Here is a 14,566-nt window from a genome sequence, read left to right on the forward strand (position 1 = left end):
AAGGCATCCCCCTGGCGCACCTGAGAGTCACCGGCTGTGGGGTGTCTGTGCGCACGGTCATGCGAAGGTCGAACGGAGCGAAGATGAACGGGAAATGCTTGGGAACCCAACGTGACAACGATCAAGGGGTGGTCACGCTGTGCCCCCGATACCGGCAGGAGCGGCTCACGTCCCCGGAGTGAGCACCAGAACGCGGAACGGACCGGGCGGCACGGCCGGAAGGGTGTCGGCTCCTGCGTACCGCCAGCCCCAGGACCGCATCGTCTCGACCGTCCTGTCGTCCCGGGCGTCCACCAGCGTGACCCCGAGTGCGGCGCCGTCGTCGGCGAGCAGGCGCCGCTGCAGGCGCCGGGCGAGGTTCCAGACCTGGTCCTGGCACTCCCGGCGTACACCAGGCGCGACGACGATTCCGGAGACGACGAAGAGCCGACCGGAGGCGGCGCGGCGCAGCAGACTCCCCCGAGCGTGTCCGTCGAAGCCGGCCCACCACGGACCTGTGCCGCCCACGGGGAAGCCGTAGGCATATCCGGTCAGAGCGGTGGTCTCCGCGATCAGCAGCGAGAACCCCGGTCGTCGGGCGTCGGCCGCGAGATGGCGCAGGAAGGCGGCGCGCGCCTGGTTCCACGCCCACGGGTCGCCACCGGAGGTCTCCGCGTACAGGTCGCCGAGCTCCTGCAGGCGGTCCGCGACCTGACCACGTGTCAGGGGCCGGACCCGTTCCGCCACCTGGGGCGAGGGCCTGCGCCCCGCCTTCGACGGGCGCGGCATGCGGGTGTGCGGCCCGCCCCGGGCGGGCCGGAACGCGGGGAGAGCCAAGGTCGTCGGGAGCAAGACGTGCGCAGTCATGACCAACCCTGCCCCGGGCGTGAACGAAGCCCGGCCCGGCGTCGTCGATCCCCGAGAACGGCACCGGCGTCTGAGGCGGTGCGCGGCGTGCCCTCGGTGTCTCCACCGTACTCCCGGCGGGCCCGCCCCGACGGCCCGGCGGTCGCCGGCGACCATGTCAGCCGGCGTCGGCAGCGACCTTCCGGGATCTGGCGCTGCTTTCCGGCCCTGGCCGGCTCGGCCACCGAGCTCGGGCGGACCGCAGTGGGCCGGACCGCCGGTCGGCCATGGCACGCACGGCCACCCTTACCCGGCATACCCTTCAAAAGAGGGCCGCCGTGGAAACGCGCCGCAGCCCCGCGCCTCGCCCGGGGGGTCGAGGGGCCGGTCGTGGTTCGTACCCGTCGCCGCCAGGAGGTCCGTATGGAGCACGAGCCCTTGCCCTCCGAGGGCCACGCCGAGGTCCGCGTCGTCGCCGCTACACCGGAGGCCGCCCGCCGCGTGGCCGAAGTGCTCCGGCGCTGCTTCGCCTCGACGGAGCAGCGCAGCTATCCCGCCGGCCGTGAGGGAGGGACCCGGCTCCATCTCACCCTCGACACCGTGCGCGCGGCGGAACCCGCACGGTCCTGGCTCGCGGCCAGCGAATCGACAGATCAGGACCGGACACACGCCGACGAGGTGTGACCCGGTGGGGGCCGTTCGGCACGAGGCCCCGCCGTTCGGCCCGTCGGCGTTGTCCGCAGGCACATCTGTCGCGGCGAGACCACATGTCCACGCCTGCCGGAGTTAGGCTTGCCGCACGGGGCAGATGGCGCTGAATTCTTCCGAGTGCGGGTGCCGCGCACGCCCGGGTCCCTCCCCGTGTCCCCGAAACGAAGGTGCTATGCCCGCTGAGAAAGCCCCTGTCACCGGCAACCTCGACGACGACGACTATCCCGCCTACACCATGGGGCGCGCCGCCGACGTTCTCGGTACCACCCCGGCCTTCCTCCGGGCCGTCGGCGAAGCCGAGCTGATCACTCCCCTGCGGTCGGAAGGCGGCCACCGCCGGTACTCCCGCCGCCAGTTGCGCATCGCCGCCCGTGCCCGGGAGCTGGTCGACCAGGGCACCCCCGTCGAGGCCGCGTGCCGCATCATCTCTCTGGAGGAGCAGCTCGACGACGCCCTTCGTCTGAACCGGGAAATGCGCCGGAAGCTGGAGGAACAGGGTACGAATATCTAGTCCGGCCGGCACAGAAATCCGGGCTCCGGTCGACTGAGGATTTCCGGACGGTTCCGAAAACACCGGGCCGCGTCGACCCGACCTGTGTTAACGTGATAGCAGTTGCAGTTTTGGTTGCCAGAGATCCTTTCTTTGCAGAGCTTTCCGGATCTTTCCGGAGGGGTGATCATCGCGGCGACTCGGCTCCGCAAAGTGCGAAGTCCGGTACTGCCCCCCGAGGGAGATTCAATATGGCATCTGGCACCGTGAAGTGGTTCAACGCGGAAAAGGGCTTCGGCTTCATCGAGCAGGACGGCGGCGGCGCTGACGTGTTCGCCCACTACTCGAACATCGCCACCCAGGGCTTCCGCGAACTTCAGGAAGGCCAGAAGGTTACCTTCGACGTCACGCAGGGCCAGAAGGGCCCGCAGGCCGAGAACATCGTTCCCGCCTGACGCTGACGCAAAACCATGTGGCTGGGGCCCGCGCTCTTGGGGTGCGGGTCCCAGCTCATTGTTTTCTCCCATCCCGGATTTCTCGGATTTTCCGGATGATTTGCACCCCCGGCTTCAGCACCGAGAAGCCCGGCCCTTCGCATTCCCTTCGGCTCATTCTTGCGAATCCTCGTGTGGCCCCGGCCGCTGAACAGAATTCCTCGATACGCCGCATCGAGGAGGTTCCTTCATGAACCGCACCCGTCGCACCGGCGGCAGTTCCGGCCGTTTCCACGCGGACCGGAGTTCCACGCCCTCAGCAGGCTCCGCTCGCGGCACCCGCTTCCGCACGCAGGAGACGGGCCGACCAGGTCCTCGCCCGGGCACCGGGCGAAAGAACGGCCAGGGAACACGCTCCCCCGCACGCCGACAGGAGTTCACCCTGCCGGTCACCCTCACCGAACCGCTGCCGGCGGCCGAGACGTTCGCCGAACTGGACATGCCCGCACCTCTGCTGGCCGCCCTCGGCGTCCAGGGCGTGGCCGTGCCCTTCCCCATCCAGGCGGCCACACTGCCGAACGCACTGGCGGGCCGGGACGTCCTGGGCCGGGGCCGTACGGGCTCGGGCAAGACGCTCGCCTTCGGTCTGCCTCTGCTGGCCCGCCTGGACGGGCAGCGGGCCCAGCCCCGGCATCCGCTCGCCCTCGTCCTCGTACCCACCCGGGAACTGGCCCAGCAGGTCACCGACGCGCTCGCCCCGTACGCCCGCGCCCTGCGGCTGCGCCTCGCCACCGTGGTGGGCGGCATGTCGATCGGCCGTCAGGCGAGCGTCCTGCGCGGCGGAGCGGAAGTCGTCGTCGCCACGCCGGGCCGCCTCAAGGACCTCATCGAGCGAGGAGCCTGCCGGCTGGACCAGGTCGCCGTCACCGTCCTGGACGAGGCCGACCAGATGGCCGACATGGGCTTCATGCCACAGGTGACCGCCCTGCTCGCCCAAGTCCCCTCCCGCGGCCAGCGGTTGCTGTTCTCGGCCACTCTGGACCGCAACATCGACCTCCTGGTGCGCCGTTACCTCCATGACCCCGTGGTGCACTCGGTCGACCCGTCCGCGGGAGCCGTCACCACCATGGAACACCATCTGCTGCACGTGCGTGATGCCGACAAGGACACCGCAGCGACCGAGATCGCCGCCCGCGACGGACGCGTGCTCATGTTCCTCGACACCAAGCACGCGGTGGACCGGCTGACCAAGCACCTGCTGTCCGTGGGTGTGCGCGCCTCGGCCCTGCACGGCGGCAAGTCCCAGCCGCAGCGCAACCGGACGCTCGCCCAGTTCAAGGACGGCCATGTCGCGGTCCTGGTGGCCACCAACGTCGCCGCCCGTGGAATCCACGTCGACAGCCTCGACCTCGTCGTGAACGTCGACCCGCCGAGCGACCACAAGGATTACCTGCACCGCGGCGGCCGTACCGCCCGCGCCGGCGAGTCCGGCACCGTCGTCACCCTCGTCCTGCCGCACCAGCGGCGCGCGGTGGACCGTCTGATGGCCGACGCCGGCATCACCGCGCGTACCGCCCGGATCCGGCCGGGCGAGGCCGAACTGCATCGCATAACCGGCGCCCGGACCCCTTCCGGCGTGCCCGTCACCCTCGCCGTACCGGTCGCCGAACGACGCGAGGGCAAGGGATCCGCCGGCCGGAGTCGCGGGCGCCGGGCGGCCGGCCGTGGCGGGAGCGGCCCGTCCGCCGCCCGGGCACGCCGCTCCGCCCCGAGGACCAACACATAGGCCGGGCAAGGGGGATGCGCGCCGAGCAGTCATGCCGGGACGTCGCCGTCCTGCACGCCCCGACGACGAGGAGAACCCCTTGACGCCGATTCCGCCCCGAACACAGCAGACCGACGACGCCGACGGCACCGGTCTGACCGCCCGTGACGCCATGCACGCTCCGGGGCCGCAGGTCGACGACCACATGGCGGTCGACGTGGCCCTGTCCGTGCTCATCGGCGCCCGCGTTCCGCACCTGCTCCTCCGGGACGAGGACGGGCGGTGCGCGGGTCTGGTCACCCGGGCCCAGCTCGCCGCGCACCGCGGCGGATCGTGGTACAGCGACCGGACGCGGCTGCGGGACATCCCGCTCGACCGCGGACCGTTCACCGCGTCCATGGCCGTACTCGGCGAGGCGGAAGCCGCCATGCGGGTACGGACCCTGGACGTCTCCCCCGTGATCGACGAGCACGGCTACGCCCTCGGCGTCCTCGCTCTCACCTGACCGCCGTCCGGCCGCCGTCACGCGGTCGGCCTGCTTCTTCCGGTGTTTCTTCCCCACCCCTGCTTTCGGTGTTCTTCCCCACCCCTGTGGAGGCATCCATGCGCTGTGTCATCGCCAGATTCCCCTTCGACCTGATCAAGACCGAGGTCGAGCAGTCGATGAGCGGTATCACCCCCGAACCCGTCACCGGCGTGTCCGTGACCATCGGCCGCCGCGTCTACCCCGTGATGCAGGTCGGGGAAGTGATCACCAGGCTGAACCGCCGGGACTTCACGACGGGTGAGATGCGCCGGGCACTGATCCGCCTCGGCTTCACCTGCCACGAAGCGCGCCCGGTCATGCCGGCCCCGGACGCCCGAGCCGACGGGGATGCGCTCGGTTGGTGACGTCGGCCGCAGAGCAGCCGGCTACGACGCCGTAACCGCAGGGCCCCCTCCGCCCTTCTCCGTATGCTCCCGCAACGGCGCCCTTCCGCTCGGCGCTCGCTTCCAAGGCTCGGGCAGTCGTCGGCCGCGAAGAGGGCATACCTGCGCCTACTCGCGCGAGGCGTGCCGGCCAGGGCAGCCGAGAGAACGCTGTGGCACTGGCGAGAGCAACTGCTCCTCGCTGAGCAGCAACCCGGCGGGACGCGTATATGTCGGTGCACCACTGTTCGCTGAGGCGCTTGTGAAGTCGCGTTCGCAAAACGGCTGGGAAGCGCTGCCGGCGGCATGGATCTCCGCGCAGCCCATCGGCCGCCGCAGCGGTACGGTGTGCGGCATTCGATCGTCCGTTCCGCGATCGCTGAACGAACAAGGGGGTTCCATGAAACATCGCCGCCCGCGCCACCGTCGCAGAGTGATCGCCAGAGCGGTCGGTACGGCGGGTGCGCTGGCCGTCGCCCTGGGTGCGGGGATGACCCCGGCGATGGCCGCCGGGAAGACGTCCGACAAGCCCGCGGCCACCGGGGTCTCGCCCGACCAGCCCGACCCGAAGACGCCGTGGGCGCCGGAGAACGACGAGGCGCCGCTGCACCACAAGCCCGTCCACCCCGACGCCCTCTCGTCCGGCCGCGCGGACACGTCCGGTCTCCAGCTCGACATGCCCTCACCGACCGGGCCGTACAGCGTGGGCATGGTCGGCCTGCACCTCGTCGACAAGTCCCGTACGGATCCGTACGTGTTCGGCAACACTCCTCGCGAGTTGATGGTGTCGCTCTTCTATCCGGCCACCGCCACGTCCGGGCACTACCAGGCGCCGTGGATGCCGTCGATATCCGGCGCCCACTTCCTCGCCTCGCGCGGGCTGTCGCCGCAGCAGGTGACCCTGCCGAGGACCGCGGGTCATGTCCTCGCCCCGGTGAACACCAAGCTCGGCAAGCTGCCCGTCCTGCTGTACTCGACCGGGCTGCACTCGGACCGCGCGATGGGCACCGCCCACGCCCAGGATCTCGCCAGCCGCGGCTACCTCGTCGTCATGGTCGACCACACCCACGACGCCAACGAGGTGCAGTTCCCCGGCAACCGGCTCGAGGTCAACACGATGCCGGCGGGCGCCCACTCCTCCGACACCCTCAAGGTGCGCGCGGCCGACATCCGGTTCGTCATCAACCAGCTCGGCACGATCAGCAAGGGCGGCAACCCGGACGCCGGCCACGCCACGCTCCCCTCGGGGCTGTCGGGCGCCGTGGACATGTCCCGCATCGGGATGTTCGGCTGGTCGCTGGGCGGCGGGGCGGTCGACACCGCCATGCAGCTCGACCACCGCATCGCCGCCGGTGCCGACCTGGACGGCCAGTTCTTCGGGACGGCGCCGAGCAAGGACCTGGACCGTCCGTTCATGCTCTTCAGCTCCGGCACGCACAACCGCAACAACGACGGTTCGTGGCGCACGCTGTGGTCGCATCTGAAGGGATACCGGGTCGACGTCCAGCTCCATGGCGCGGCGCACCTGTCGTTCAGTGACAACGAGTGGATGGTGCCGCAGGAGGCGGGCCTGCTCGGGCTCTCCCAGGCTCAGCTCCAGCAGCAGTTCGGCACGATCGATCCAAACCGAGCGGTCAAGGTCCAGTGTGACTACCTCGCCGCCTTCTTCGACCAGGAGCTGCGCGGCAAGCACAGCACCCTGCTGGACGGACCCTCCAGGAGCTATCCGGAGATCTCCTTCGTCCGCTGACCGCGCATCGGCCGGACAGCCGACCGGTCATCCGAAGGGCGGGTCCCGTTCGCGGGTCCGCCCCTCGGTGTGCCGGGGGCCGGACCCGCATGCGCCGGCCGTCACACACCGGCCCCGTTCGCCCGTACGACACAGGGACGAAAGTGTGATGGATATGTGATTGTGTACGGATAGAGTGTTCGTGCCATCGAACATTCGGGCGCTCGGCGCCAATTGAGGAAGGATCCCCTGCCCTGCCCTCCGCACCCCGGGCGCCGCGTCGGCACCGCATTCGTCGCCGCGCCGATATGCCGATGCTCGGCGGGGTGCGCCCGCCGATCGCCTCCCTTGTCGTACTCCTGCTGGTGGTCGCCGCCCTGACCGTGATCGGCCTCGACGGCATCCAGTCCGAGCGAATACCGCAGGCCGTGCTGAACGGCGAACAGCAGATCGCCGCGGACACCGCGCTGTCGGTGCGCACCACCATCGACGCCGAGGCGAGCGCCGTACGCCGTACGGCGAGCGCGTACCCGGCGACGAGCACCTCGGCCCCCGCGACCGCGCTGAAGGCGCTGACCTCTGCCAGAAAGGCGGTCCTCGGCAGCGCGCTGCTCGACCCGCGCACCGGCAGACTGCTGGCGGCCGGCGGCAAGCCGGTGCCGCTGGCCGGGGTGGACGTCGCGAAAACGGCGTCCGGGCACGGGGCGATCCTGCCCCGGCTGGTGACGTCGGGCGGCACGCGGCACCTGGTGTACTTCGCCAGGGTCACGCTGCCCGCGCAGCAGGAGGACGCCAACCAGGACCAGAACCAGACCTCGAACCGGGCCGACCGGCAGTGGCTGCTGGCGGTCTGCGAGTCGCTGCCCACCCTCACGACGTACGGCGACGGACGCACCGCCGAAGTGCTGGACGCGAGCGGCACCGCCCTCGCCACCACCACCCGCGGCACGGCCTCGCCGACCGCCGCCGACAGCGGTCTGCCCGCGGCGGCGGCCCACGCGGCGAGCGGGTCGGGCCGTGACACCGACGCCTCGGGAAGCATGCTGGGCGGCACCGCCGGCACCCGGCGCACGGTGGCCGGCTGGGCGCAGGTCGCCTCGACGACCGGTCCGGGCGACACCGACCGGCTCGGTCTGGTGGTGCTCACCTCCCGCGCGGTGCCCGCCATCACCACCGCCGCCGACTACTCACGCTTCGCGCTCGAGGCCGCGGGAGCGCTGGCCGCGCTCGCGCTGCTGCTCGGGCTGGCGCTGCACTTCTTGGTGCAGCGGCCGCTGCTGCGGCTGTATCTGTCCGCCAACCGCCTGGCCCGGGGCGCGACCGAGGACGGGCCGGCCACGCTGGAGGAGCTGTACCGGCCGGTTCCTGTGCATGGTTTCGGAGAACTGGCCCGGATCGGGCGGGCACTGGAGTCACTGCGCCGGCAACTGCTCGGCGAGAGCGGCCCGCAGGAGTTCCCGGCCCGGCGCGGACCGGGCTACCGGGCGCTGGCCGTGGTCTGCGTGGTGGTCGTGGCCTGCTGGGCGGTGCCGATGATCTTCCTGCTGAACCGGGCGGACACCACGAGCGCGGTTCCGGCTCCGGTCCTCGCCGACCAGCAGGCGCGCACCGAGGTCGCGACGAATCGGATCCGGCAGTCCCTCGACCAGTCGTACACCGACCTGAGCGACGCGGCCGCACGTCTGCCGGGCACGAGCCGGGCCGCCCAGAGCGATGTTCTGCGGCGCGTTCTCGCCGACCACAAGCAGTACCGCTCGCTGTATCTCCTGGACCGCTCGGGCGACATCACGCTGCGGGTGGGCGACACACCGCTGCGCACCCTCGTGCACGTGCCCGCCGGCGGCGGGATCACCACCGTCAACACCTCCGGCCGGATCCCGGCCATCGCCGCCTACGCCCAGGTCCGGGCCGCCAAGGGCAAGGCCCCGGCGGCCGGGGTGGTCCTGTTCGGCGAGATCGACGTGAAGGCGCTCAACTCCATTCTGGCCAGGCCGAAGCTGGGCAGCGTCTGGGTGACGAACGACGACAACAAGGTGCTGGCGGCGAGCGTGGGCTACCGCGCCTTCCAGTCGCTGCCCGACTCCGGCCTGACCCGTCTCGCGCGCGCCACCCAGGGCGCCCCGGGGACCGCGGGCACCGCGACCTCGGCGGTGCTCGACTCGTCCTCCGGGCCGTCGGTCGACGCCGCCGCGCCGCTGGCGCAGAGCGGCCCGACGGCCCGCCTCGGGTGGCACGTGGTGACCGCGGAGCCCGCGGCGGCGCTCCAGATCCCCGCGGTGCAGGCCGAGCAGCGCACCATGCTCGCCGGGATCCTGGGCCTCACCCTGGGCGCGGCCTGCCTGGGCTGGCTGCATGTGGTGGTGATCCGGCCGCTGCGCTCGGTCGCCGTGCTCGTCGAGCGGCTCGCCGGCGGAGACCGCCGCACCGTGCTGCACCCGGTCAACCACGACGAGGTCGGCTCGGTCACCCGCAGCCTGGAGCTGATCCGCCAGGCCCTGGCGGAACGCGGCCGGGCGGCCAGATCCGGCCACGCCGCCGGGTCCTCCCGGCCCCTGCTCGAGAACACCCTGCAGCGGTAGAAGGACGGAATCGGCATGCTCTTCCTCTATGTCATAGTCCTGCTGTGCTGCGCCGCGCTGTGGATCGCCGGAATCGTGGAGCAGCGGCGGCACTTCGCCTCGCTGGAGCAGATACCGACGCGGGTGCTGGTCAACGGCATCCGCGGCAAGAGTTCGATCACCCGGCTGTGCGCGGGCGCGCTGCGCGGCGGCGGCCTGGTCACGGTGGCCAAGACCACCGGCACCGCGGCCCGGTTCATCCACCCGGATGCCACCGAGGAGCCGGTGTACCGCAAGTTCGGGCTGTCCAACATCGTCGAGCAGATCGGCATCGTGCGGCGGGCGGCGACCTACCGGCCGCACGCGCTGGTGATCGAGTGCATGGCGGTGATGCCCGCGCTGCAGGAGATCAACCAGGAGAAGCTGATCCGTTCCACGATCGGCGTGCTGTGCAACGTGCGCGAGGACCATCTGGAGGAGATGGGGCCGACGCTGGACGACGTCGCCCGCTCCCTCTCCCGCTCGATGCCGGTGGGCGGGGTGTGCGTGACGGCGGAGAAGGACCGCTTCCACATCCTCCAGGAGGAGGCCGACGCCCGTAACTGCAAGCTGGTCTACGCCGACCCCGAGACGGTCACCGACGAGGAGCTGCGCGGCTTCAGCTGGTTCACCTTCAAGGAGAACGTGGCGATCGCGCTCGCCGTCGCCGAACTGCTCGGCGTGGAGCGGCAGACGGCGATGCAGGGCATGTGGGACGCGCCGCCCGACCCGGGCGTGCTGTCGGTGGAACGCTATGTCACCCCCGAGGGCAAGAAGCTGCGGTTCGCCAACGTCTTCGCGGCCAACGACCCCGAGTCGACGCTGATGAACGTGAAGCAGCTGGAGGATCTGGGCGCGATCAGACGGCCGCTCAACGTGGTCATCAACTGCCGCCCGGACCGGGTGGAGCGCAACGGCCAGATGGGCGCCATCGTCCCCGACCTCGCCGCCGAGACGGTGTTCCTGATCGGCCACCCGACCAAGAGCGCCCGCGACGCGATTCCGGCCGGCTTCACCGGGCGGGTGGTGGATCTCGGCGGCGACCGCCGGGACCCCGAGGAGCTGACCGCGGCGATGCTCGCGGAACTCGGCCCGTCCTCCTCGCTGGTGGCGATCGGCAACATCCACGGCCAGGGCGAGCTGTTCCTGGAATGCCTCGCCGAGCTGCCGCTGGACGACTCCGAGGACCCGCTCGACGCCGTACCCGACGGCGACGGCCTGGATCAGGAGACCATGCAGATCGCCGTGCCCCGGCCGCAGATCGCGGTGGCCCGGCCGCCCGAGCCGGAGCCGTACAGCTGGGTGGCACCGCTGGAGACACCGGCGTACGGCTTCCACATCCCGGAGCAGCGCGAACTCGCCCGCCGGTTCGCCGCCCGCCACGGCCGGCCCGACGGCGAGAGCGCCGAAGGCGGCCCGCACCACTCCTACGATCCGTCCCAGTCCACGAGGAACCCGTGATCCCCGCCCACCTCACCGCACAGACCGCCGCGCTCGGGATCGCCCTCGGGCTGATCTTCTCGCTCGTCTGCTATCTGACCACCAACCTCTCCCCCGGCGGAATGATCACGCCGGGCTGGATCGCCCTCACGCTCGTCACCGACGTGCAGATGGCCGGCCTGATGGTCGGTGTCGCGGCGCTCACGTACTTCGGGACGAAACTGCTGCAGCGCACGGTGATTCTCTACGGCAAGCGGCTGTTCGCCGCCGTGGTGCTGTGTGCGGTACTGATGCAGACCACCGTGATGCTCGCCCTCAACCACGAGTTCCCTCTGCTGTACACCTCGCAGACCCTTGGCTTCATCGTCCCCGGCCTGGTCTCCTACCAGATGGTCCGCCAGCCGCTGGCGGCCACGGTCATCTCGACCACGGCGGTGACGCTGGCCACGTACGTGGTGCTGATCTCCGGTCTGCTGATCGGCGTCATGCCCACCGGCTGACCTGCCCACCGCCCCCACCTCGCACTTCCAGGAGGATCGGCCATGCACTCCCAACCCGTCGGCAGAGGCAGCCGCCCGACCCGCCGCGCCGTGCTCGGGACGATCGCGGGCGTGGCGGCCGCCGGAGTGGCGGGCGGGTACGCCTGGGACCACCTGGGCCACGGCAGCGGCGGCAGCGATGACCGTGACGGTACGGCCGCAGGCGGCACGGGCACCGGCCGGAGCGCCCGGCCCTCCGGACCCCGCACGTTCGAGCGGCTGTCCGCCCCCGACCGCACCGTGGTCCGCGCCGCCGATGGCAGCACGCTCGCCACGTTCACCGACGGCGCCCGTACGGCCGTACTCACCGGGCCCAACCGCACCTTCAGCGAGCCGCGGACCACCGAGGCCACGGTGACCACGGACGCCTGGGTGCGGGTGCTGCCGCACGAGTGGCAGCAGGGCATGGAGAAGTCCGCCTGGTTCAAGGGCTGGTTCCGCAAGGCGCTCGGCGACACCGGCCCGGACGTCTTCGCGGTGGCCTTCGAGTACTCCAGCGCCGGGGCGCCCGACAAGCACAACGCGTCCGGCGTGCGCTACGCGGGCACCGCCCACTTCGGCCCCCGCAACGCCAAGGTCAACAACCCGCTGGACTTCGCCTACCACGACGAACAGTCCGACTTCTACGACTATCTGGGCATTGACTGGACCTTCCCGGACGGCACGCGCGTGCAGCCGGAGCGGGCCCGCTACGGCGACGTCGACTGCTCCGGCTTCCAGCGTCTGGTGTGGGGCTACCGCATGGGCATCCCCCTGCACAACACCAACACCCGGGGCCCCGGTCTGCCGCGCCGCGCCTTCGCCATCGCCGCCGATGGTCCCGGCCGCCTGGTGATCCCCGACACCGGCGAGCAGCCCACCGACCTGGGTGCCCTGCAACCCGGCGATCTGGTCTTCTTCGCCATCATCAAGGAACGCCCGAACTTCATCGACCACTGCGGCATGTACATGGGCCTCGACGACGAGGGCCGGCACCGCTTCTACTCCAGCCGCTCCGCCGCCAACGGCCCCACCCTGGGCGACCTGTCCGGCCGCTCGCTGCTGGACGGCACCGACTTCTACGCCCGCGGCTTCCGGGCGGCCCGCCGCCTGTGATGGGGCAGCCCGTGCCCCCGCCGCCCGTGCACCACCGCCTCACCTGACCTGCTGATCCGAGGACCACTGCCATGACCGCCATCCCCGCCGCCCAGACCACCGGCGCGCACCGAGGCCGCCGGGCGGCGAACCGCCGCTCCGGCCCGCCGGAAGACGCCCCGCGCTGGGAGCGCCCGGCGCTCGCCGCGGTGCTGGTCGTCGCCACGATGCTGTACTCCTGGGGCATCGGGCACGCCGCGCTCCACCCCTACTACAGCGCGGCGATACGGTCGATGGCCTCCAGCTGGCGCGCCTTCTTCTTCGGCGGGCTCGACGCCTCCGGTTCGATCAGCATCGACAAGCTGCCCGGCGCCTTCTGGCCCGACGCCGTCTCCGTCTGGCTCTTCGGTCCGAGCACCTGGGCGGCCGCGCTGCCGCAGGTCATCGAGGGCGTGCTCACCGTATGGCTGCTGCACCGGATCGTACGGGCCTGGGCCGGTCCGTTCGCCGCGCTGATCGCCGCGCTGGCGCTCACCCTCACCCCGGTCACCGTGGTCCTCGCCCGGGCCACCATCCCGGACACCGCGCTCACTCTGCTGCTGGTGGCGGCCGCCGGAGCGCTGCAGAAGGCGGTGCGCACCGAGCGGCTGCTGCCGCTGATCACCTGCGGGGTCTGGGTCGGGCTCGCCTTCCAGACGAAGATGCTGCAGGCGTGGCTGGTGCTGCCGGTCTTCGCCGCGGTCTACCAACTCGCCGCGCCCGGCACCCGGGTGAACCGGGCGCTGCGCGTCCTGCTGGCCGGTGCGGTCGCGCTGGCGGTCTCCTGCTCCTGGGTGCTGATCGCCTGGGCGACACCGGCCGCGAGCCGCCCGTACCTCGACGGAACGTCCGGCAACGATCCGTTCGCCCTGGTCTTCGGTTACAACGGCCTGAGCCGCTTCAGCAGCGATTCCACCGCGTTCGGCGCCGTCGCGGGCACCGCCGCCAGCCGCACCACCGGCAACACCGGCTGGAACATGCTGATCAACCACGCGGTCGGCCCGCAGATCGCCTGGTTGCTGCCGCTCGCCGTGCTCGCCGCGGTCCTGGGCGTCCTCTGGCGCGCGGGGCAACCGCGAACCGACCTGCTGCGCGCGGGATTTGTGATGTGGGGCGGCTGGCTGGCCGTGCACGCCCTGGTGTTCAGCAGCTCCAACGGCAACCACGCCTACTACACGGCCGTCATCGCCCCGGCGCTCGCCGCGCTGACCGGCGGCGGGTTCACGCTCTTCCGCTCGGAGTACGAGGCGTGGCACGACCCGGGGCACGCAGCCGTGCACGAGCCGGGCGGCCGACGGCACATGGCGCTGCCCGCGGCGATCGCGCTGACGGCGGTGTGGGCGCTGGTGCTCGACTGGCCGACCCGCTTCGTCTCCTGGCTGCTGCCGGTCGCGGTGATGCTGGCGCTGTGCGGCGTGGTGGGCCTGTGGACCCGCGGTCCGCGGACCTCCCCGCGGCTGGTCCACGGCGCCCTCGCCGCCGGAATCGCGGCCACCCTGGTCGTACCGGCCGGCTGGGCCGCCTCCAGCCTCGACCCGCTCTACGCGGGCGCCGCCACCTCGCCGATGACCGGTCCGGTCGGCAAGGCGTACCACCCCCGCCACGCTCCGCGGAGGGTGGGGCTCGACCGGCCCAACGCCCGCGACACCGCCCTGCTCGACTACCTCACCACGCACCGGCACGGCGAGAAGTACCTGGTCGCCACGCAGGCCGCCTACACCGCCGAGCCCCTGTTGCGCGCGAAGTCCGAGCCCGTCCTCGTCATGGGCGGCTTCACCGGCCTCACCCCCTTCCCCACCGCCCAGCAGCTCGGCGGCCTCGTGACCGCCCACCAGCTGCGCTACGCGCTGCTCACCACCGCGCGTCCCACCACTCCCGCCACCACCTGGGTGAAGTCCCACTGCACCCGCATCCGGCCCGCCGCCTACGGCCGACGCACCGGCGGCAGCTTCACCCTCTACGACTGCAGCTCCCAGAGGTGAGGCGAGGCCCCCGGAACCCGGGGGTCGCGATC

The 14,566-nt window shown here is 71.6% G+C and carries 13 protein-coding genes; 12 read left to right on the top strand and 1 reads right to left on the bottom strand.

What is annotated here, in order from left to right; all coding sequences use genetic code 11:
• Window positions 1-165: 165 nt before the first annotated feature.
• Window positions 166-846, bottom strand: a complete 681-nt coding sequence (locus tag BFF78_RS20495) for a hypothetical protein (protein WP_069779705.1) — start codon at window positions 844-846, stop codon at window positions 166-168.
• Window positions 847-1,248: 402 nt separating this feature from the next.
• Here BFF78_RS20495 and BFF78_RS20500 point away from each other — a divergent pair, with 402 nt between their 5' ends.
• The 12 genes from BFF78_RS20500 (at window position 1,249) to BFF78_RS20555 (ending at window position 14,534) form a co-directional block, all read left to right on the top strand.
• Entirely contained in the window at window positions 1,249-1,509 is a 261-nt protein-coding gene (locus tag BFF78_RS20500; RefSeq protein ID WP_069779706.1) for a hypothetical protein, read from the top strand.
• Between the two features lie 199 nt (window positions 1,510-1,708).
• Entirely contained in the window at window positions 1,709-2,047 is a 339-nt protein-coding gene (locus BFF78_RS20505) for a MerR family transcriptional regulator (protein WP_069779707.1), read from the top strand.
• Window positions 2,048-2,277: 230 nt separating this feature from the next.
• A complete protein-coding gene (locus BFF78_RS20510) occupies window positions 2,278-2,481 on the top strand; it encodes a cold-shock protein (protein WP_069779708.1) in 204 nt (67 codons plus the stop codon).
• A 229-nt stretch (window positions 2,482-2,710) separates the two neighbouring features.
• Complete coding sequence (locus tag BFF78_RS20515) at window positions 2,711-4,246, top strand: DEAD/DEAH box helicase (RefSeq protein ID WP_069779709.1); 1,536 nt, start codon at window positions 2,711-2,713, stop codon at window positions 4,244-4,246.
• A 79-nt stretch (window positions 4,247-4,325) separates the two neighbouring features.
• A complete protein-coding gene (locus BFF78_RS20520) occupies window positions 4,326-4,730 on the top strand; it encodes a CBS domain-containing protein (RefSeq protein ID WP_079161405.1) in 405 nt (134 codons plus the stop codon).
• 98 nt (window positions 4,731-4,828) lie between these two features.
• Window positions 4,829-5,116 (top strand): SCO5918 family protein, encoded by a 288-nt coding sequence (locus BFF78_RS20525; protein WP_069779710.1) that lies wholly within the window; start codon window positions 4,829-4,831, stop codon window positions 5,114-5,116.
• Window positions 5,117-5,567: 451 nt separating this feature from the next.
• Window positions 5,568-6,884 carry an alpha/beta hydrolase family protein gene (locus BFF78_RS20530; protein WP_227025889.1) on the top strand — a complete coding sequence of 439 codons (1,317 nt, stop codon included), beginning with the start codon at window positions 5,568-5,570 and terminating at the stop codon, window positions 6,882-6,884.
• A 305-nt stretch (window positions 6,885-7,189) separates the two neighbouring features.
• Complete coding sequence (locus BFF78_RS20535) at window positions 7,190-9,442, top strand: HAMP domain-containing protein (protein WP_227025890.1); 2,253 nt, start codon at window positions 7,190-7,192, stop codon at window positions 9,440-9,442.
• 15 nt (window positions 9,443-9,457) lie between these two features.
• Window positions 9,458-10,921: a poly-gamma-glutamate synthase PgsB gene (gene pgsB, locus BFF78_RS20540; RefSeq protein WP_069779712.1), complete on the top strand. Its 1,464-nt coding sequence runs from the start codon at window positions 9,458-9,460 to the stop codon at window positions 10,919-10,921.
• Entirely contained in the window at window positions 10,918-11,400 is a 483-nt protein-coding gene (locus BFF78_RS20545; RefSeq protein ID WP_069779713.1) for a poly-gamma-glutamate biosynthesis protein PgsC/CapC, read from the top strand. The genes pgsB and BFF78_RS20545 overlap by 4 nt, the downstream gene beginning before the upstream one ends.
• A 42-nt stretch (window positions 11,401-11,442) precedes the next feature.
• Window positions 11,443-12,534, top strand: a complete 1,092-nt coding sequence (locus BFF78_RS20550; RefSeq protein WP_069779714.1) for an NlpC/P60 family protein — start codon at window positions 11,443-11,445, stop codon at window positions 12,532-12,534.
• Window positions 12,535-12,605: 71 nt separating this feature from the next.
• Window positions 12,606-14,534, top strand: coding sequence for an ArnT family glycosyltransferase (locus BFF78_RS20555; protein ID WP_069779715.1), 1,929 nt, complete (start codon window positions 12,606-12,608; stop codon window positions 14,532-14,534).
• The last annotated feature ends 32 nt before the right edge of the window (window positions 14,535-14,566 follow it).

The sequence above is a fragment of the Streptomyces fodineus genome (genome assembly GCF_001735805.1).
Lineage (GTDB): Bacteria > Actinomycetota > Actinomycetes > Streptomycetales > Streptomycetaceae > Streptomyces > Streptomyces fodineus.